The organism is Oryzisolibacter propanilivorax, from assembly GCF_900103645.1.
GTDB lineage: Bacteria > Pseudomonadota > Gammaproteobacteria > Burkholderiales > Burkholderiaceae_C > Melaminivora > Melaminivora propanilivorax.
Genome location: NZ_FNHP01000005.1, coordinates 77,005 through 95,841 on the forward strand (window position 1 = coordinate 77,005; position 18,837 = coordinate 95,841).

Sequence of the window (18,837 nt, forward strand, 5' to 3'; positions counted from 1 at the left end):
GTGCAGCGCGTCAGGCGCGCAGTGCGACCGGCTGGACCTTAGGCGCAGGGCTGCGCACCTGTTCGGAGGTGCGGCCGAAGCGCCGCTCACGGGCGCCATAGCTGGCAATCGCCTCGTCCAGCGCGGCCTCGTCAAAGTCCGGCCAGAATCGCGGACTGAAGAAAAATTCGCTGTAGGCCGCCTGCCACAGCAGGAAGTTGCTGATGCGCATTTCGCCGCCGGTGCGGATCACCAGATCGGGATCGGGCACATGCGCCAGTCCCATGGCGGCGTGCAGGCTGGCCTCGGTGATGGGTTCGCCACGCGCCGCCAGGGCGGCGGCAGCCTGGGCGATGTCCCAGCGCCCGCCGTAGTTGAAGCAGACATTCAGCACCAGGCGCGTGTTGCCCGCGGTCAGCTGCTCGGCCTGTTCCAGTCCGCGCCGCACGCTGTCGGACAGGCCGGCCTTTTCGCCGACGAAACGCACGCAGACGCCGTCGCGGCTGAGCTCGGGCACTTCACGCGCCAGCGCCTTGGCCAGCAGGCCCATCAGGCCGGAGACCTCGTCGGCCGGCCGGTTCCAGTTTTCCGAGGAAAATGCGAACACCGTCAGCACCCCCACCCCGCGCGCCGCGCAGGCACGCACGCAGCGGCGCAGCGATTCCACGCCCTGCGCATGTCCCGCCAGGCGCGGCAGGAAGCGCTGGCGCGCCCAGCGGCCGTTGCCATCCATGACGATGGCGATATGGTGTGGAATGTCTGCCGTGGTGGGCTGCATGGCGGGGACCGGGGAACTGCGCGCCGGCATCAGATGGCCATGATCTCCTGCTCCTTGGCGGCGACCAGGGAGTCGATCTCGGCGATGTGCCGGTCAGTGGTCTTTTGCACGTCGGCTTCGGAGCGCTTTTGCTCGTCCTCCGACGCCAGCTTGTCCTTGACCAGCTTCTTCACGCCGTCGTTGGCGTCGCGGCGCAGGTTGCGGATGGCGACCTTGGCGGCCTCGCCCTCGGTGCGCGCCAGCTTGGTCATTTCCTTGCGGCGCTCCTCGCTCATGGGCGGCATGGGCACGCGGATCAGGTCACCCAGCGACGCCGGGTTCAGGCCCAGGTCGCTCTCGCGGATGGCCTTCTCGATCTTGGCGGACATGTTCTTTTCCCACGGCTGCACGCTGATGGTGCGCGCGTCCAGCAGCGCCACGTTGGCGACCTGCGACAACGGCACCATGGAGCCGTAGTACTCGACGTGGATGGTGTCCAGCAGCTGCGGGTTGGCGCGGCCGGTGCGGATGCGGGACAGATGGTTCTTCAGGGCAGCGATGGACTGCTCCATCTTGCCTTCGGTGTTTTTCTTGATGTCGGCGATGGTCATGGAATTTCCTTCAACTCGGGCGCGGAGCGCGGGCCGGATGGTGCCACGCCGGCACGGCGCGGCAAAGCCGTCAAGCGTACACCAGCGTACCCTCGTCCTCGCCCATCACCACGCGCTTGAGCGCGCCTGGCTTGTTGATGGAGAAGACGCGGATCGGCAGCTTCTGGTCGCGGCACAGCGCGAAGGCGGTGGCGTCCATGATGCCCAGGTTGCGCACCATGGCCTCGTCGAACGTGAGGCGGGCGTAGCGCGTGGCAGCCGGGTCCTTGTACGGGTCGGCGGTGTAGACGCCATCGACCTTGGTCGCCTTCAGCACCAGCTCGGCGCCGATCTCGGCGCCGCGCAGCGCCGCAGCGGTGTCGGTGGTGAAGAACGGGTTGCCGGTACCGGCGGCGAAGATCACCACCTTGCCCTCTTCCAGGTACTGCAGGGCCTTCGGGCGGACATAGGGCTCGACCACCTGCTGGATGTCGATGGCCGACATGACGCGGGCCGTGACGCCCTGGCGGTTCATGGCGTCGGCCAGCGCCAGCGCGTTCATCACGGTGGCCAGCATGCCCATGTAGTCGGCCGTCGCCCGGTCCATGCCGACCGAGCCGCCGGCCACGCCGCGGAAGATGTTGCCGCCGCCGATGACCACCGCCACCTCCACTCCCATGCCGGTGACCTCGACCACCTCGGCCACCATGCGCTCGATGGTCGCGCGGTTGATGCCGAAAGCGTCATCGCCCATGAGCGCCTCGCCGGACAGCTTGAGCAGGATGCGCTTGTGGGCTGGGGTGGCGGTGGCGGTCATGGCAGGGTCTCCGTAAGGCGGTGAAGGAACAGGGGCAGGCAACAGGCAGCGGTGTCGGGGTCAGCCGGCCTTGGCGGCGGCGACCTGGGCAGCGACTTCGGCGGCGAAGTCGTCGGTCTTCTTCTCGATGCCCTCGCCCACCACATACAGCGTGAAGCCCAGCACCTGGGTGCCCTTGTCCTTGAGCATCTGACCCACGGTCTGCTTGCCGTCGGCGGCCTTCACGAACACCTGATCGGACAGCGAGACTTCCTTGAGGTACTTCTGCACCGCGCCGTCGATGCGCTTGGCGGTGATCTCGGGGCTTTGCGCGGGCTTGCCGGCAGCTTCCAGCTCCTTGTTGGCCTCGTCGGCCTTGCCGGCGGCCACGGCGCGCTCCTTCTCGATCAGGTCGGCGGGCACGTCGGCGCTGGTCACCGCCACGGGCTTCATGGCGGCGACGTGCATGGCCACGTCCTTGGCGGCGGTGGCGTCACCCTCGTACTGCACCACCACGCCGATGCGCGTGCCGTGCAGGTAGGAGGCCAGCGGCTTGCCGTCGAAGCGCTGGAAGCGGCGGAACGACATGTTCTCGCCGATCTTGCCGATCAGGCCCTTGCGCACGTCTTCCAGGGTGGGGCCGAAGCCGTCCTGCTCATAGGCCAGCTGGCCCAGGGCTTCGATGTCGGCCGGGTTGTGCTCGGCCACCAGCTTGGCAGCGGCGTTGGCTATGGCGATGAAGCTGTCGTTCTTCGACACGAAGTCGGTCTCGCTGTTGACTTCGATCAGCGCGCCGGTGTTGCCTTCGATGCTGGCGGCGATCACGCCCTCGGCGGTCACGCGCGAGGCGGCCTTGCCTGCCTTGGTGCCCAGCTTGACGCGCAGCAGCTCTTCGGCCTTGGCCATGTCGCCGCCGGCCTCGGTCAGGGCCTTCTTGCACTCCATCATCGGCGCGTCGGTCTTGGCGCGCAGCTCACCCACCATGCTTGCGGTAATAGCAGCCATTGCAAATTTCTCCGTTGATTGCAGTTGTTCGTTGTCGGGGCGCCAGCGATGCGCCGCACAAATGAAAAAGCGGGCGCATGCAACGACCCGCTTTTTTGCAGGCCCGGGCAGCCGCCAGACGGGCGGGCCGGGCATTCGGGCCGTGCTGGGAAATCAGGCGGCGGTGTTTTCCACTTCGACGAACTCGTCGTCGGAGGTGCCTTCAGCGGCAGCGGCACGTGCCACGTCGTTCACGGCGTTCTCACGGCCATCGATGATGGCGTCGGCCATGCCACGGGCATACAGCGCCACGGCCTTGGCCGAGTCGTCGTTGCCGGGGATGACGTAGTCGATGCCCTCGGGCGAGTGGTTGGAGTCCACCACGCCGATCAGCGGAATGCCCAGCTTCTTGGCCTCGGCCACGGCGATCTTGTGGAAGCCCACGTCGATCACGAAGATGGCGTCGGGCAGCGCATTCATGTCCTGGATGCCGCCGATGTCCTTCTCGAGCTTTTCCAGCTCGCGCGCGAACATCAGCTGTTCCTTCTTGCTCATCGACTCCAGGCCGGCTTCCTGCTGGGCCTTCATGTCCTTCAGGCGCTTGATGGAGGTCTTGACGGTCTTGAAGTTGGTCAGCATGCCGCCCAGCCAGCGCTGGTCGACGTAGGGCATGCCGGCGCGCTGCGCCTGCTCGGCCAGCAGCTCGCGGGCCTGGCGCTTGGTGCCGACCATCAGGATGGTGCCGCGGTTGGCGGCCAGCTGCTTGGCGAACTTCTGCGCCTCCTGGAACATCGGCAGCGACTTTTCCAGGTTGATGATGTGGATCTTGTTGCGATGGCCGAAGATGAAGGGGGCCATCTTGGGGTTCCAGAAGCGGGTCTGGTGGCCAAAGTGGACACCGGCTTCCAGCATTTCGCGCATGGTCACGGACATGAAAATTGCTCCGAAGGTTGGGTCTAAAATCCAGCCCGACATCGCGGCCCGCTGCGCGCCACAGGGCACGCGGGACGCAACACCTCGAGAGGGCTGGTTTGCGATTTGTTCTGCCGCGCACATCCCCTGCACTCGCAAGGGCCGTGATCGGCAAAACCGCGGGATTCTACCATGGACAGGGCGGCATCCAGCCCGGCCGACTTTCCAGAAATCTCCCAGAGCGGCCCGTCCGCACTCATGAATTCATAGCTGCAAGCCCATGTTCCATATGGGTTGCCGCGGGTTTTTCCTCTCAGTTCGCATGCGCATCCTGATCGTCGGCGCCGGCATCGTCGGCACCGCCACCGCTTATGAGCTGGCCCGCGACGGCCACGAAGTCTCCGTGCTGGAGCAGGCGGCATCCGCCGCCGAGCAGGCCAGTTTCGCCAGCGCCGGGCTGCTGGCGCCGGCGCTGCTGATTCCGTGGGCGACGCCCACGGCCGAGGGCGCCTGGGCACGCCGCGCCGGCGGCCGCCCGGCCGCGATGCGACTGGTGCCGGGCGCGGGGCTGGCGGGCCGTGGCTGGCGCTGGCGCTGGCGGCGTGCGGCACGCACTGCACAGGCCGCGGCGCGGCTGCAGGCCCTGGCCGCGCTGGGCCAGGCCAGCCTGGAGCGCACCCGCGACATCACACAGGCGCTGGACGCCGACATCGAAGCCAGCCGCGGCACGCTGGTGCTGCTGCGCAACCCGGCGGAGCTGCAACTGCTGCAGCCGGTGCGCGCGGTGCTGGAGGGCGCAGGCGTGGCGCTGCAGGAGGTGGATGCCGCCACGGCGCGGCTGATCGAGCCCGGCCTGGCGTCCGACGTGCCCCTGGCCGGCGCCCTGCACGCGCCCGATGGCGCCAGCGCCAACTGCCGCCTGTTCGCGCAGCTGCTGCGCCAAGCGGCGCAGGAACTGGGAGCACGCTTTCACTTCCATACCCGGGTGCAGGCGCTGGCGCGCGATGGCGCCGGCGTGCAGGTCGCCGGGCGCCAGGAGCCGGTGCGCGCCGACGCGGTGGTGCTGTGCTCGGGCCTGGCCAGCGCCGGGCTGCTGCGACCGCTGGGCCTGCGCCTGCCGCTGGCGCCGGTGCACGGCTACTCGATCACCGTACCGGTGCGCGACGAGATGCACGCGCCGCAGGGCAGCGTGATCGACCCGCAGCACCGCATCACCATCACGCGCCAGGGCCAGCGGGTGCGCGTCTCCGGCGGCGCCGAGCTGGGCCACGCGCGCGGCGCCCATGACGAGGCCACGCTGCGCACGCTGTACCTGGCGCTGTCAGGCTGGTTCCCCGGCGGCGCGCTGGCCTCTTCGCCGCAGGTGCAGGTCTGGCGCGGCGCCCGCCCCACCCTGCCGGACGGCGCGCCGGTGCTGGGCGCCGGCCCGATGCCCGGCCTGTGGCTCAACATCGGCCACGGCGCCAGCGGCTGGGCGCAGGCCTGCGGCAGCGCCAGCGCCATCGCCGACCTGATCGGCGGCCGGGCACCGGCGCTGGACCTGTCGCCCTTCGCGCCGGCACGCTTCTGACACTCCGGGGCGGGCGCCCTGGCGCCGCACAATGCGGGCATGCAGCGCATCACGCCCGACCTCCGCCAGCCCCTGTTTCGCACGCAGTCCACGCGCACCGTCGAGGCAGAGGCCGCCGCGCGCCTGCCGCCGCACACGCTGATGCAGCGCGCCGGCGCGGCCACCGCGCGGCTGGCCCGCGCGCTGGCGCCGCACGCACGCCAGGTCTGGCTGGCCTGCGGTGCGGGCAACAACGGCGGCGACGGACTGGAGGCCGCGGCCCTGCTGCAGGCAGCCGGCCTGCCGGTTGCCGTGACCTGCCTGACCGATGACCCAAGCCAGTTGCCAACGGACGCGCGCGCCTCGTGGCAGCGCGCGCGCAATGCGGGCGTGCGCTTCGTAGGCCAGCCGCCGGCGCTGGGTGCGCAGGACCTGGCGGTGGATGCGCTGCTCGGCCTGGGCCTGACTGCGGCGGCGCGCCCTGTGCCGCCCGATTCCCGCCTGCTGGCTTGCCTCGCGGCGCTGCGCGGCAGCGCGGCGACGGTGCTGCACGTCGATCTGCCGTCCGGGCTGCTGGCCGATACCGGGCAGTACGCGCCCGGCCTGGAACCCGACGCGCCGCCCGGCCGCGGTGCGCGCCATACGCTGGCGCTGCTGACCCTCAAACCCGGTCTGTTCACCGCACTGGGGCGCGATGCGGCCGGCGACATCTGGCTGGACACGCTGGGCGCAGCGCCGCCGACTGCGGGCCCCGACGCCTGGCTGGCCGGCCGGCCCGACACCCCACCACGTCCGCATGCCAGCCACAAGGGCCGCTTTGGCGACGTGGCCGTGGTCGGCGGCGAGGCGCTCGCGCAGCGCGGCATGGGCATGACCGGCGCCGCGCTGCTGGCCGCCAGCGCCGCGCTGCACGCCGGTGCCGGGCGGGTGCTGATCAGCCTCCTAGGCGACGCTGCCGATGCCGACCCCGCCCTGGCGCTGCAGCCCGAATGCATGCCGCGCCACTTCGACGCGCTGCCGCTGGACCGCGCCACGCTGGTCGCCGGCTGCGGCGGCGGCACGGCTATCGCCGGCGTGCTGCCGGTCCTCCTGCAACAGGCACCGCGCCTGGTGCTGGATGCGGATGCGCTGAACGCCATCGCCGGCGAAGCGCGGCTGCAGCGGCTGCTGGCGGCGCGCGCCAGCCAGGCTGACTGGGCCACGGTGCTCACGCCGCACCCGCTGGAGGCAGCGCGGCTGCTGCAGTGCAGCACCGAGGCGGTGCAGGCCGACCGCCTGGCGGCGGCACAGGCGCTGGCCGAGCGGCTGGCCTGCACCGTCGTGCTCAAGGGCTCGGGCAGCGTGGTGGCCGCGCCGGAGCGCGTGCCACTGGTGAACCCGACCGGCAACGCCCGGCTGGCAACGGCCGGCACTGGCGACGTGCTGGCCGGACTGCTGGGCGCGCGCCTGGCCGCGCTGCCGCCGGCCACCGCCTTCGACGCCGCGGCCGGCGCCTGCTGGCAGCATGGCCAGGTGGCCGATGACTGGCCGCAGGAAAGAGCCTGCACTGCCTTGGCGCTGGCCCGGGCATTGACCCCCGACGCAGCGCGGACCGTGTGACTGGCTGTTGTCCGACACCCGGCACGGCGCCGGCAGGGTGCAATCACCCTCCAGGATCTTTTGCCACCTGCCCGTTTCGCCACCCAACCGAGGAAACGCCATGAAACGCCTACTGAACTCCAGCACACCCGCCTTTGCCGCCTTCGTGGTCACTGTGCTGCTGGCAGTGGCCGCCAGCGTCACCACCCTCTGGCCGCACCAGACCGTGCAGGTGGCCGATTCGCAGGTGCACCCGCAGATCGACCAGCTCATTCCGACTGGCATGCTCGACTGAGCCGGCCCGGCCTGCATTTGCCCCACCAACCGCCTTCGGGCGGTTTTTCTTTGCGCGCCTTGGCGCTTCAGGATTGAGGCGCCGTGCCGGCGGGCGGCTTGCCGTGCGAGCGCACCAGGGCGATCCGCCGCTCCAACGCCTGGGCCAGCGCTTCGTCTCCCAATACCCGCGCGCGCTGCGCTCGCGCCTGCAGCCAGGCCAGCAGCGGCCGGCTCCAGCCTTGCGCGGAGGCGGTATCGGTGGCGCTGACCAGGACTTCCGGCGTGGCCCGGCCGGCCTGCAGCGCGGCGCCGGCGGCGACCAGCCGTGCCAGCGGATCCTGGATGGCGGCGATGGCGGCGGGGTCGGTGGCGGCGCTGCGCTGTGCCGGCGGCAAAAGCGTCCTGTCGGCCGCGCTGGCGCGCCCTGCCAGATAGGCCGCATAGGCCCGCTCCGGCGCTTCGGCGTCGGCACGCAGCGCCTCGAACGCCGGACAGCCGTCGCCGTCCAGGCTGGCGACCTCGGCGGCGCAGCGCATCAGCTCCAGCCGCGCCAGCAGCGCCGGGCTGCCGGTGCGCGCCACCTCGGCGCGCGCGTTGCGCCATTCCTGCCGCGCGACGCGGTCGTCGCCTTTCAGGTAAGCCTGGGTGGCGCGCTCGGCGGCGTCGTGCGCACTACGCTGCCAGTCGGGCGGCACCGGCTTGGCGGCGCAGCCGGCCAGGGCCAGCAGGACGGCCAGGGCCGATGGCCAGATGCGGGCGGTGGTGCGGCTCATGGCAGTTTCAGCTCCGATTCGTGCGCGAAGGGCCATTTGCGGTTCAGCTGGTCGATCATGCTCTCTACCTTGCGCAGGTTGGTCTCGACCTCGGCGCGCAGCGTGCTCAGGTCGGTGGTGGCCTCGCGCGCGTTGGCGCCCACGGCCTGGGCCTCGGCCAGCACCGCGTCCACCCGGGTCAGGCTGCGCCGGGCGTCGCCCAGCAGCCCGTTGAGCTGGACCACGGCGCTGCGCACCTCGGGCACCAGCCCCGGGTCCTGGCCGTGGCCGAAGACCTGCCGGTCGGCTTTCGCGGCGATGCCGTCCAGGCGCGCCAGCAGCTGGTTGGTCCGTTCCAGCGTGGCCATGATCTTCTTCGCATCGCCGCCCTCCCCGGTCAGCACGCCCAGGGCGCCGCCAGGGCCGTTCAGCCGCTCGGTCAGGGTGCGCACTTGGCCCAGCGAGGCGCCCAGGGCCGAGTCGGCATCGGTCAGCTGCGTCAGGTTCTCCAGCAGCTGGCGCGCATCGGCCATCAGGCGCGGGATCTCGGCGGTGGCGTCGCCACGCAGCACCGGGCGCTGCGCGCCGTCCGGCAGCGGCGGGTCGGTCAGCACGCCGCTGTAGGCCTTGATGGTGGTGCCGCCGACGATGCCGCGCACCAGCGTGAAGACGCTGGACTCGCGCAGCCAGTGCGCCTCGCGCTGGGCCACGTCGACGACGATGCGCACCTCGCCGCCCTCGGCCAGCCCTAGGCTGCGCACGCGGCCGATGGGAAAGCCGGAGAACGTCACGTCCATGCCCACGCCCACGCCCTCGGAGTCGTCGGTCACCAGCACCAGGCGCTGGGTGGGTTCGAACACGCCGCGCGCATACATCAGGTACAGCGCCGAGCCCACCACCAGCGCCAGCGTGAAGATCAGCAGCGCGGCAGCCTTGGCGCGCAAGTGCGGCACCGGGCGCAGCAGTTCGTCGTCGGGCAGGGGAGACCGGGGTTCGGACATGGGGTTGGGCAGTCAGTAGTAATAGTTGCTCATCAGCGAGAGCACCTCGATCAGCAGCAGCACGGCGAACATGCGCGCCAGGCCGCCCATCTCGGAGGCGGGCTGTTGCGCGCGGCCGGGCACGCGGCTCTCGTACAGCCCCGAGGCCATCGGGATCAGCGAGATCGCCATGCCGAACAGCAGCGTGCGCAGCGCGAACACCAGCGTGATCTGCGGCGTGAAAACGTGGCCGAACATGCGCGTGTAGCCGGGCAGGCCGGCCAGCGTGAAGCCGTACACGCCCAGGTAGGCCATGACCAGCGCCACCACGCACGACAGCGCCGCCAGGGTGACGCTGGCGTACAGCCCGGCGATCACGCGCGGCAGCAGCTCCATGCGCACCGGGTCGGCGCCGCGCTCGGTCAGCGCCTGCAGGTGCCCGCTCTGGCGCAGCAGCGCCAGCTGCGTGCCGCTGGGGATGGTGGCGCGCATGGCGACGAACAGCGCGGCGGTCAGCGGGATCAGCTCCAGCACCAGCACGCGGATGACCATCTCCAGCGCATAGCGCGTCAGGCCGTAGCTCTCGGCGGTCACCACCACGATGCGGGTGATGACCACCGCCAGCAGCGCTGCCAACAGCGTGAAGCCCAGCAGGATGGGCGCCGTGCTCTGCACCAGATGCCGCGCCAGCCGCCCGCGCGTGCCGCGCGAGTAGGTGGATGGCGAGAGCATCAGCACCAGCACCACCGCGCCCAGATAAAAGATGCGCGCCCAGGCCAGCCCCAGGCGCCGGGCGGTGAACGCCAGCCGGGCAGGCAGGTGCAGAGAGGAGCGCAGGGCGGTCATGCGCGGATCATAGAAGACAGGCCCCGTTTTTCAGCCAAAAACGGCTGCAGCCCTTTGTTTATACAGATTTCCAGCTATTGAAAACATAGCTTTACACATGCCGGCGCGCGCCTGTGACGGGCTCGGGCACGGGGTCGGCATCGGCGCGCGCGTGCAGCGCCTCGATCACGTGGCAGTGTCCGCCAGTGCCGTCGCAGCGCGCGCGCAGTGCCTGCAGCTCGCGCTCCAGCACGCGCAGCTCGCGCAGCCGCGTGCGCACATGCGCCAGGTGCTCGTCCAGCGTGGCGCAGGCGGCGTGGTCGGCGGCGCCGCCCGGCGCCTGCAGACCGCGCGCGTCCAGCTGCAGCAGGGTGCGCACCTCGTCCAGCGACATATCCATGGCGCGGCACAGGCGCACGAAGCGCAGGCGGTGCACCTCCTCGTCGCTGTACAGGCGGTAGCGGTTGTCCGCGCGCGCCTGGCCAGGCAGCAGCCCTTCCTTCTCGTAGTAGCGGATGTTGGCCGCCGGCACGCCGGACAGGCGCGCGGCGTCGCCGATGCGGTGCTGGGCAGTGGTCATGCTTGACATTGAAGCGGCTTGAAGGTTTCCAATCATCGCATGAGCCATTCGCATACCCACCCGCATCCACCTTCCGCGCCAGCGCCAGCGCCCGCCAGCGCCTGCGCTTCCTGCGCCTGCGCGCCCGCTCCCTCACAGGCTCACGGCCAAGGGGACGACCAACACCACGACCACGGCGCCCTGCCCGGCTGGCCGCGCATCACCGCCGCGCTGATTCTGGCCTTGCTGGCCGAGGCCGCGCACTGGCTACAGCACGACGCCGCCGGCATGGCGCTGGCGCTGCTGGCCATCGCCTTGTCGGGCCTGGGGGTGTACCGCGCCGGCCTGGGCGACCTGCGCCATCTGCGTCTGGGCATCAACGCGCTGATGGCAGTGGCAGTGACCGGCGCCGCGCTCATCGGCCAATGGCCCGAGGCGGCGATGGTCATGGCGCTGTTCGTCGCCGCCGAGCGCCTGGAGCACGCCGCCGTGGACCGCGCCCGCCACGCCATCCGCGACTTGCTGCAGCTGGCGCCGGAGACGGCCGACGTGCTGCAGCCGGATGGCGGCACCGCGCGCCTGCCGGCGGCCGGGGTGGCGGTGGGTGCGCTGGTGCGCATCGCCCCCGGCGCGCGCGTGCCGCTGGACGGCCAAGTGGTGCGGGGGATGAGCGCCGTGAACCAGGCGCCCATCACCGGCGAGAGCGCCCCGGTGGACAAGGCCGCCGGCGACCCGCTGTTTGCCGGCAGCGTGAACCATGAGGGCGAGCTGGTGATGCGGGTGACGGCGCCGGCCGCCGGCACGCTGCTGGCGCGCATCGTGCAGGTCGTGGAGCAGGCGCAGGCCAGCCGCGCGCCCATCCAGCGCTTCGTGGACCGCTTCGCCGCCATCTACACGCCCATCGCCTTCGCGCTGGCGCTGGCGCTGGCGCTGCTGGCGCCCTGGCTGCTGGGCTGGAGCTGGCACCAGGCGGCGTACCAGGCGCTGGCGCTGCTGGTCATCGCCTGCCCCTGCGCGCTGGTGATCTCCACGCCGGTGACGCTGGTCAGCGCGCTCACCGCCGCGGCGCGGCGCGGCATCCTGATCAAGGGCGGTGCCGCGCTGGAGGCGGCGCGCGGGCTGCGCGCCGTGGCGCTGGACAAGACCGGCACCCTGACCACCGGCAGCCCGGCGCTGGTGCACTGGCAGATGCTGGACGGCGCCGACCCGCTGGCCACCTCGATCGCCTGGCAGCTGGCCAGCCGCTCCGACCACCCGGTGTCGCGCGCCATCGCCGCCGGGCTGCCGGCCGCCTGCGCCAGCGCCGCCGATGACGTGCGCGCCTTGCCCGGGCGCGGCGTGCAGGCGCATATGGACGGCCGCGCGTGGACCCTGGGCAACCTGCGCCTGGCGCGCGAACGCGGCCTGGACACGGCGCCGCAGCTGGCGGACCTGTTGGCGCGGCACGAGCAGCAGGGCCACACCGTCACGCTGCTGGCCGACGACACGCGCGTGCACGCCCTGTTCGCCGTGGCCGACCCGCTGCGCAGCCACGCTGCCGAGGCGGTGGCGCAGCTGCGGGCGCTGGGCGTGCGCAGCGTGGTGCTGAGCGGCGACAACGCCGCCACGGTGCAGGCCGTGGCGCGCGCCGCCGGCGTGCCGGACGCGCGCGGCGGCCTGCTGCCCGAGGACAAGCTGGCCGCCCTGGCCGCGCTGCAGGCCGAGGCCGGCGCCACCGCGATGGCTGGCGACGGCATCAACGATGCGCCGGCGCTGGCGCGCGCCGACCTGGGGTTCGCCATGGGCGGCGCCCACGCCACCGGCATGGCGATGGAAACCGCCGACGTGGTGCTGATGCACGACGACCTGCGCCGCATCCCCGACACCGTGCGCCTGGCGCGGCGCGCGCACCGCGTGCTGGCGCAGAACATCGCGCTGGCGCTGGGCGTGAAGGCGGTGTTCTTCGGTCTGGCCCTGTCCGGGCAGGCGACGATGTGGATGGCCGTGGTCGCTGACATGGGCGTGAGCCTGGCGGTGGTGGCCAACGGCCTGCGCCTGCGCCGCGCCCTGCCGGATGACCGCACTGCGGCTGCTGCCGCGCGATCTCGGGAACAATCGCGGCCATGCCCCGCTACGTGAAGACCGCCCCCAACCCTGCCGGCCACCAGCGCCAGGCGGCAGCGTTCGACTATCTGCTGGCCGCCTTCCAGGCCAGCGCCGGCCAGCCGCCGGCGCAGCGCTGGCCGTGGCTGGAGGCGGCGCACGTCGTCGGCCTGAACCGGCTGGCGCTGCAGTGGCGCGCGCACTGGCACATGCTGGCCTACGCCCGCGCGCTGGGCGACGGCTTCGAGGTGCGCGGCCAGTGGGCGCGCCTGGGGCTGACGGTGCTCGGCCACCTGGTGCGCCGGCTGCCACAGGGCAACACCGGCCGCGCCATCGTGCCGGCGTTCCGCTCGATGGTGCCAGGCCCGCTGGTGCGCGAGCGCATCACCCAGGCCATGGCGGCGGTGGCGCCGGCATCCGCCCAGCCTGGAGCCGGGGTTTCCGTAGATTCGGGGCCAAAACACCCCTGAGCCAGCACGGAACATGGGCCGGCAGCTATCATTTTCATCAATTCCCGCAGCACCTTCGCTGCCCTTGATGCACGTCAACGCCGCCGCGCCGCGCTGGCGGCCCAATCGCGGCTGGACTGCGGCCGCGCCGCCCATTTTTCCTTTTCCGCAACCATGAACCCCACCGCCCCCACCCCCACGCCCGTGCTGCACTCGCGCGTCGAGGATGGCGTGGCGCTGCTGGTCGGCGTCACGCTGGTGTCGGTGGGCATCGCCTTCCTGGCCAGCACCGGGCTGCTGACCGGCGGCATGGCCGGTCTGGCCTTCGTGCTGCACTACGCCACCGGCATCGGCTTCGGCAAGTGGTTCTTCGTGCTGAACCTGCCGTTCTACTGGCTGGCGCTGCGCCGCATGGGGCTGGCCTTCACCGCCAAGACCTTCGCCGCCGTGGCGCTGCTGTCGCTCTTGACCGAGCTGCAGGCCAGCATGCTGCACATTGACCGGCTGCAGCCGCTGTACGCGGCGCTGACCGGCGGGCTGCTCATGGGCATGGGCTTCCTGGTGCTGTTTCGCCACCGCTGCAGCCTGGGCGGTGTCGGCATCCTGGCGCTGTACCTGCAGGACCGCCATGGCTGGCGGGCGGGCAAGGTACAGATGGCTATCGACTGCGGCATCGTCGCCGCGGCACTGGCGGCGGTGGAGCCGCAGCGCGTCGCCTGGTCAGTGCTGGGCGCGGTGGCGCTGAACCTGGTGCTGGCGATGAACCACAAGCCGGGGCGCTACCTGGCCAGCTGAAAACCCGGCCCGCACGGCCGGGAACCTTGGGCGGCGCACCCGTATCCACCACCGCACATGCCGCGCCCGCTTCTGCTGCTTACCCTGACCCTGCTGCTGCTCCTGCGCGGGCTGCTGGGCGACGCCATGGCGCTGGCGCAGGCACCAGCGGACGTACAGGCCGCGCCGGCGCAGCTGACGGCCATGCAGCACGCGAGCGGTTCGCATGACCAGCATGCGGCAATGCCGGCAGCCGCCCATTGCACCGGCGACGCGGCCGGCGACTGCGCCCACACCGGCCACGTGGCTTGCGCCTCTTGCGGGCTGTGCCACATTGCGGCCTGCACCCTGCCAGCGCCGCAGGCGACGCCGGTGCTGCGCGCCGCGCCGCCGCCCGTCGCCGCCAGCGCACGTTTCGCCAGCGCCGGCGTGGCGCGCGCCACCCGCCCGCCCATCGCCTGAGAGTGCCCCTGCGCGCGCCGCGTCGCGCGCTCCTGGCCGCCGCGTGCCTGCCCGCGGCGCGGCAGCCGTTGCCGACATCCTTTCTCGCGATCCATGAAAACTCTCAAATACATAGCAGCCGGCGCTTTGCTTGTCTGCGCTGGGGCCACTTTTGGCCATGAAAGCGGTGCCCATGCCGCACACGCCGGCCATACGGCCGCTGCCGCCGTCCAGCAGCCCTGGGGCATCGCCGCGCCAGCCGGCATCGCCAGCCGCACCATCACCTTGCGCATGACCGACGACATGCGCTTCACGCCGGCGCAGGTCTCGGTGCGCCAGGGCGAGGTGGTGCGCCTGCGCGTCGAGAACCACGGCCAGGTGCTGCACGAACTGGTGCTGGGCACGCCGCAGACGCTGGACGAGCATGCTGCGGCGATGCTGGCGCACCCCGGCATGCCACACGACGCGCCGCACATGGCGCACGTGGCGCCGGGACAGGTGGGCGAGTTGGCCTGGCGCTTCAACCGCCCCGGCCGCTTCGACTTCGCCTGCCTGATCGCGGGCCACTACCAGGCCGGCATGCGCGGCAGCGTCACCGTCGCGCCCTGAACCCTTTTTCCCCTCTTTTCACGACAATCACGCCATGAATACCATCGCCCGCTCCCTCACCCGCCGCCAGTGCCTGTCTGCCGGCGCGGCCCTGCTGGCCGCCTGCGCCCTGCCCTCCCTGGCGGCCGGCCCGGCCGCGCTGCCCGCCATGGAGGTCTGGAAGGACCCCAACTGCGGCTGCTGCAAGGACTGGATCGCGCTGATGCAGCAGGCCGGCTTCCAGGTCACCGTGCACGACAGCGGCAACGCCGCCGTGCGCGCCAGGCTGGGCCTGCCGCAGCGCCTGGGCTCGTGCCACACCGCGCTGGTCGGCGGCTACCTGGTCGAAGGCCATGTGCCGGCGCAGGACGTGCGCCGGCTGCTGCAGGAAAAGCCGCGCGCGCTGGGCATCACCGTGCCGGGCATGCCGGTGGGCAGCCCGGGCATGGACGGCCCGGAATACGGCGGCCGCAAGGACCCGTACGACGTGCTGCTGGTGACGCTCGGACAGGCACAGCACGATGTCGCCACGCAGGTCTTCAGCAGCCATCGCTGAAGCATGCCCGCCGGCGGTTGTCGGCCCCGTGCCGATGACGGTGGGCGCCCGCGGCTGGGATATGGTGGCGCCCTGGTTCTTTCAGCAGCAGGACACGCCATGCCCCATCCGCTCGCCGACGACTCTGCCGGCGCCATCACCGACGTCCCCGGCATCGAGGTCGGGCACCACACCGACCCACGCCGGCCTACCGGCTGCAGTGTGGTCATCGCACGCCAGGGCGCGGTGGCCGGGGTGGACGTGCGTGGCGCGGCGCCCGGCACGCGCGAGACCGACCTGCTGGCGCCCGGCAACCTGGTCAACGAGGTGCACGCCGTGCTGCTGGCCGGCGGCAGCGCCTTCGGCCTGGACGCCGCCAGCGGCGCCGTGCGCTGGCTGGAAGACAACGGCGTCGGCCTGGAGCTGGGCATGGCGCGCCTGCCCCTGGTGCCGGCCGCCGTGCTGTTCGACCTGGCGGTGGGCGACGCGCGCATCCGCCCCGCCGCCGCCGCCGGCCACGCCGCCTGCGCCGCCGCCGGCACGCAGCCGCCCGCCGAGGGCAACGTCGGCGCCGGCGCGGGCGCTGTGGTGGGCAAGATGTTCGGCATGGAGCATGCGATGAAGGGCGGCATCGGCAGCGCCAGCGTGCGTGTGGCCGGTGTGACGGTGGGCGCGCTCGTCGCCTGCAACGCCGTGGGCGACGTGGTCGATCCGGAGAACGGCCGGCCGCTGGCTGGCGCGCGCACGCCGGATGGCCGCGCGCTGCGCGACACGCGCCGCGCGCTGCTGGCGGGCGAGGTGCCGCACCCGCTGCTAGCCGGCAGCAACACCACCATCGGCGTCATCGCCACCGACGCCCGGCTGACCAAGGTGCAGGCGCAGCGCCTGGCAGTGGCCGGGCACGACGGCCTGGCGCGCAGCATCAACCCGGTGCACACCATGAGCGACGGGGACACGCTGTTCACCCTGGCCACCGGCCGCGCGGCGCAGCACCCCGGCATGATGGTGCTGGCCACCATGGCGGCCGAGGCGGTGGCGCGCGCCACCGTGCGCGCGGTACTGGCGGCGCGCGGCCTGGCGCTGCCCGACGGCCTGCAGCTGCCGGCGCATGCCGACCTGCATCCGCCGATCTGAGTCAACGTCCGTGCGTCAGCCCGTCTGCGCGCTCGCCGGGCGAAAGCGCTGCTCGGCCACGAGCCGGTCGATCATGCGCCGCGTCATCGACTGGCTGCTGCCATCGGCGCCAGTGAACAAGAACAGGCTGCGGTTCGGGCTGACCCAGGTCAGCTGGCGCCGCACGCTACCGCGTTCGCCTCCCAGCTCGAACCACAGGCCCGGCTCCAGTGCCAGTCCGCGCGTCTGCCGCGCGGACGCAGTCGGGGGTGTGGTGGCGCCATCGTCGGCCACCGCAGGCGGCGGCAGGCCAGCCGCGCTGCTCGACGGCAAGGGGGCCGCCGGTTCGTCCGGCTGCCCCTCGCCGGCTGCGGGCAACGCCACGCCGTCCTGCGGTTGCGCCGCAACGGTGCTGGCCGGCTCGATGGCTGAGGCGCTCGGTGCACGCGGAGCCGGCCCGCCGCCGGACTGCGGTGGCGGCCTCTCGGCCGCGACGCTGCCCGGCCAGGCGGCGACCTGGTCGCGCGCCTGCTGCTGGCGCAGCGCCAGCGCCTGCCAGTCGCGCAGGCGCTGCAGCACCTGAGCCACCGCCTCGTCCGGCTGGCCCGAGCCGCGCAGCGCCTGCTCCACCACCGGCAACGCCTGGCGCACTGCTGCAGCCAGCGCCTGCGCGTCGTCGCCCGCCGCGGGGGTGCCGCATTCCAGCAGCAGCGGCGCCAGCGCCATCAATCGGCTGGCCCCGGCCTCGCCGGCTGCGTCGTCCAGCTGCGCATGCGCCACCGCCTGCGCCCAGGGTCCGGTGACCCAGGCCAGCATCTCGGGCCTGGCGGCCTGCGCTTGCGGCAGCCTCCGGAAGCTGGCAGCGATGCGCTCGGCCAGCAGCGCGCGGCGCTCACGCTGCGCACGCGCCTCCTGCCACTGGCGCAGCTTGCGGTCCTGCTCGTCCCAAGCACGGTTCAATGCACGCAGCGCGCGGGCGAACGGCCGGGCGTTGTCGATGCGCGCATCGGCCAGGTAGGCGATGGCCTCGTCCACCTGGCGCATGAAGCGCTGGCACTCGGGCGCGTGCGGGTCGGCGAAGGTCAGGCTGCGTTGGGTCAGCTCGTCCAGCAGGCGTCGTGCCGGGTGGTCCTCGTCGTGGAAGAAGCCGGTGTCATGGCGCACCAGCTGGCGCAGTGCCGGCGCCAGGCGCTGCACGGCACGCTGCATCGGCGCGGGCAGCCGCTCGTCGCGGGCAATGTTGTCCATCATGCGGCTGACCACGCCCAGCGCTGCCTGGTCCGTCGAGGAAAGAGAGCTGCCCGCCAGCGCTGCGGCGGGACCCGCACCGGACGTGCCGGCCAGGCGTCCCACGAGCACCTCCAGCTGCGCCAGGTCGTCGATGGCCTGCTGCCCCGGCACCGATGGCGGGTCGCCCGCAGCGTGGGGCCCACCCGGCCAGCCTGGCTCGGCCCCGCCGGTCAGCATTTGCTGCAGCAGATTCACCGTGAGCAACGCTTCCTCGGCATGCGCCGCCAGGGGCGCCCCGGAAGACATGCCGGCCCAGATCGACGCGCCTGGCCCGGCATTCCAGCCCGTGGTCGGCGGGTAGCCGTGCGCTCCGGTCGTGCCCCCCCAGGCAGCGGCCACCGGCGCACGCGCTGCCGGGGCATAGCCCACCGGCCGCACGCCTTGCTCGCGCAGCATGGCGGCCGCACGCTGGTACTGCCCCACCAGCAGCCGGGCCAGCGCCTCGCGCATGTGCGCCATCCAGCGCTGGCGCAGCGTGTCGTCCACGCCGGTGTCGGCCACTACGCGCTGCAGGGCCCGCACGTAGTTCTCCGGCCGCAGCGGGTTGCGTTCGGCCTGCACGCTGGGCAGCCCCTGGGCGGAGCTGACCAGCGCATCCAGTTCGGCCAGGGCCGCCTCGGTCGCGTGCTGCGCCAACTGCTGGGCGCGCGCCAGCTCCACCTGCGCCTGCATGTCGGCGTCGTCCACCAGCGCCAGCTCGCCGAAGTCGATGGCCGAGTCCTGCGCGCCAGCCGCTGCACGCGGCCTGGCCGGGCCATCGGCGAAGACCTCGAGCAGCGCCAGCGGGTAGGCCCGGGCCAGCTGCGCTTGGTGCTGCGTCAGCTGGCGCTGCGCGTCAGCGGCCAGCTGGCGCTGCCAGAGTTCGCGGCCGTCGGTCTCGTCCTGCACCAGCCCGGCAAGCGCCGCAGCGCACAGCTGTTGCATCAGCACCTCTCCCTCGCGGATGGCGCTGACGACGCAGGCGCGAAACACCGTTCTGGCGCGGGACGCTGGCAGGGTCATGAGCGGATACAAAAAAGGGCGGCAAC

The 18,837-nt window shown here is 72.3% G+C and carries 20 protein-coding genes; 10 read left to right on the forward strand and 10 right to left on the reverse strand.

Translation table 11 applies throughout. From position 1 onward, the window contains the following. Positions 1–10 precede the first annotated feature (10 nt). The 5 genes from uppS to rpsB form a co-directional block, all read right to left on the reverse strand. Complete coding sequence (gene uppS / locus BLQ61_RS09595; RefSeq protein ID WP_091569274.1) at positions 11–757, reverse strand: polyprenyl diphosphate synthase; 747 nt, start codon at positions 755–757, stop codon at positions 11–13. A 29-nt stretch (positions 758–786) separates the two neighbouring features. Continuing rightward, on the reverse strand, positions 787–1,347 hold the full coding sequence (gene frr, locus BLQ61_RS09600) for a ribosome recycling factor (protein ID WP_091569277.1): 561 nt from the start codon (positions 1,345–1,347) through the stop codon (positions 787–789). A gap of 70 nt (positions 1,348–1,417) precedes the next feature. Then, positions 1,418–2,143 carry a UMP kinase gene (pyrH, locus tag BLQ61_RS09605; RefSeq protein WP_091569279.1) on the reverse strand — a complete coding sequence of 242 codons (726 nt, stop codon included), beginning with the start codon at positions 2,141–2,143 and terminating at the stop codon, positions 1,418–1,420. Positions 2,144–2,203: 60 nt separating this feature from the next. Then, positions 2,204–3,127, reverse strand: a complete 924-nt coding sequence (gene tsf / locus BLQ61_RS09610) for a translation elongation factor Ts (protein ID WP_091569281.1) — start codon at positions 3,125–3,127, stop codon at positions 2,204–2,206. A gap of 153 nt (positions 3,128–3,280) precedes the next feature. After that, complete coding sequence (gene rpsB, locus BLQ61_RS09615) at positions 3,281–4,039, reverse strand: 30S ribosomal protein S2 (RefSeq protein WP_091569284.1); 759 nt, start codon at positions 4,037–4,039, stop codon at positions 3,281–3,283. Between the two features lie 301 nt (positions 4,040–4,340). Here rpsB and BLQ61_RS09620 point away from each other — a divergent pair, with 301 nt between their 5' ends. The 3 genes from BLQ61_RS09620 (at position 4,341) to BLQ61_RS17370 (ending at position 7,440) form a co-directional block, all read left to right on the forward strand. Beyond that, entirely contained in the window at positions 4,341–5,588 is a 1,248-nt protein-coding gene (locus tag BLQ61_RS09620) for an FAD-dependent oxidoreductase (protein WP_091569286.1), read from the forward strand. Between the two features lie 39 nt (positions 5,589–5,627). Beyond that, the gene (locus tag BLQ61_RS09625; RefSeq protein WP_091569289.1) at positions 5,628–7,166 is read left to right on the forward strand and encodes an NAD(P)H-hydrate dehydratase; all 1,539 of its coding nucleotides are present in this window, start codon (positions 5,628–5,630) and stop codon (positions 7,164–7,166) included. Between the two features lie 100 nt (positions 7,167–7,266). Further along, positions 7,267–7,440 carry a hypothetical protein gene (locus BLQ61_RS17370; RefSeq protein WP_175488265.1) on the forward strand — a complete coding sequence of 58 codons (174 nt, stop codon included), beginning with the start codon at positions 7,267–7,269 and terminating at the stop codon, positions 7,438–7,440. Between the two features lie 67 nt (positions 7,441–7,507). Here BLQ61_RS17370 and BLQ61_RS09630 read toward each other — a convergent pair whose 3' ends face one another. From BLQ61_RS09630 to BLQ61_RS09645, 4 genes are all read right to left on the reverse strand, one after another. Beyond that, entirely contained in the window at positions 7,508–8,194 is a 687-nt protein-coding gene (locus BLQ61_RS09630; protein ID WP_091569291.1) for a hypothetical protein, read from the reverse strand. Continuing rightward, the gene (locus tag BLQ61_RS09635) at positions 8,191–9,174 is read right to left on the reverse strand and encodes an MlaD family protein (RefSeq protein ID WP_091569293.1); all 984 of its coding nucleotides are present in this window, start codon (positions 9,172–9,174) and stop codon (positions 8,191–8,193) included. The genes BLQ61_RS09630 and BLQ61_RS09635 overlap by 4 nt, the downstream gene beginning before the upstream one ends. A gap of 12 nt (positions 9,175–9,186) precedes the next feature. Continuing rightward, a complete protein-coding gene (locus BLQ61_RS09640; protein WP_091569296.1) occupies positions 9,187–9,999 on the reverse strand; it encodes an MlaE family ABC transporter permease in 813 nt (270 codons plus the stop codon). 91 nt (positions 10,000–10,090) lie between these two features. Further along, positions 10,091–10,558 (reverse strand): Cd(II)/Pb(II)-responsive transcriptional regulator, encoded by a 468-nt coding sequence (locus BLQ61_RS09645; RefSeq protein WP_091569298.1) that lies wholly within the window; start codon positions 10,556–10,558, stop codon positions 10,091–10,093. 39 nt (positions 10,559–10,597) lie between these two features. Here BLQ61_RS09645 and BLQ61_RS09650 point away from each other — a divergent pair, with 39 nt between their 5' ends. From BLQ61_RS09650 to BLQ61_RS09680, 7 genes are all read left to right on the forward strand, one after another. Continuing rightward, positions 10,598–12,655 carry a heavy metal translocating P-type ATPase gene (locus tag BLQ61_RS09650; protein WP_091569301.1) on the forward strand — a complete coding sequence of 686 codons (2,058 nt, stop codon included), beginning with the start codon at positions 10,598–10,600 and terminating at the stop codon, positions 12,653–12,655. Continuing rightward, positions 12,640–13,089 (forward strand): DUF3703 domain-containing protein, encoded by a 450-nt coding sequence (locus tag BLQ61_RS09655; protein ID WP_091569304.1) that lies wholly within the window; start codon positions 12,640–12,642, stop codon positions 13,087–13,089. The genes BLQ61_RS09650 and BLQ61_RS09655 overlap by 16 nt, the downstream gene beginning before the upstream one ends. Positions 13,090–13,242: 153 nt before the next feature. Then, positions 13,243–13,863, forward strand: coding sequence for a YitT family protein (locus BLQ61_RS09660; RefSeq protein WP_091569307.1), 621 nt, complete (start codon positions 13,243–13,245; stop codon positions 13,861–13,863). Between the two features lie 57 nt (positions 13,864–13,920). After that, positions 13,921–14,304, forward strand: coding sequence for a hypothetical protein (locus BLQ61_RS09665; protein WP_091569309.1), 384 nt, complete (start codon positions 13,921–13,923; stop codon positions 14,302–14,304). A 93-nt stretch (positions 14,305–14,397) separates the two neighbouring features. After that, a complete protein-coding gene (locus tag BLQ61_RS09670; protein ID WP_091569312.1) occupies positions 14,398–14,892 on the forward strand; it encodes a cupredoxin domain-containing protein in 495 nt (164 codons plus the stop codon). Positions 14,893–14,926: 34 nt separating this feature from the next. Next, positions 14,927–15,427, forward strand: coding sequence for a DUF411 domain-containing protein (locus tag BLQ61_RS09675; RefSeq protein ID WP_091569315.1), 501 nt, complete (start codon positions 14,927–14,929; stop codon positions 15,425–15,427). 99 nt (positions 15,428–15,526) lie between these two features. Beyond that, positions 15,527–16,540 (forward strand): P1 family peptidase, encoded by a 1,014-nt coding sequence (locus tag BLQ61_RS09680; RefSeq protein WP_091569318.1) that lies wholly within the window; start codon positions 15,527–15,529, stop codon positions 16,538–16,540. A gap of 15 nt (positions 16,541–16,555) precedes the next feature. Here the strand turns inward: BLQ61_RS09680 and BLQ61_RS09685 are convergent, their stop codons facing one another. Next, positions 16,556–18,811, reverse strand: coding sequence for a DUF1631 family protein (locus BLQ61_RS09685; protein WP_091569321.1), 2,256 nt, complete (start codon positions 18,809–18,811; stop codon positions 16,556–16,558). Positions 18,812–18,837: the final 26 nt, after the last annotated feature.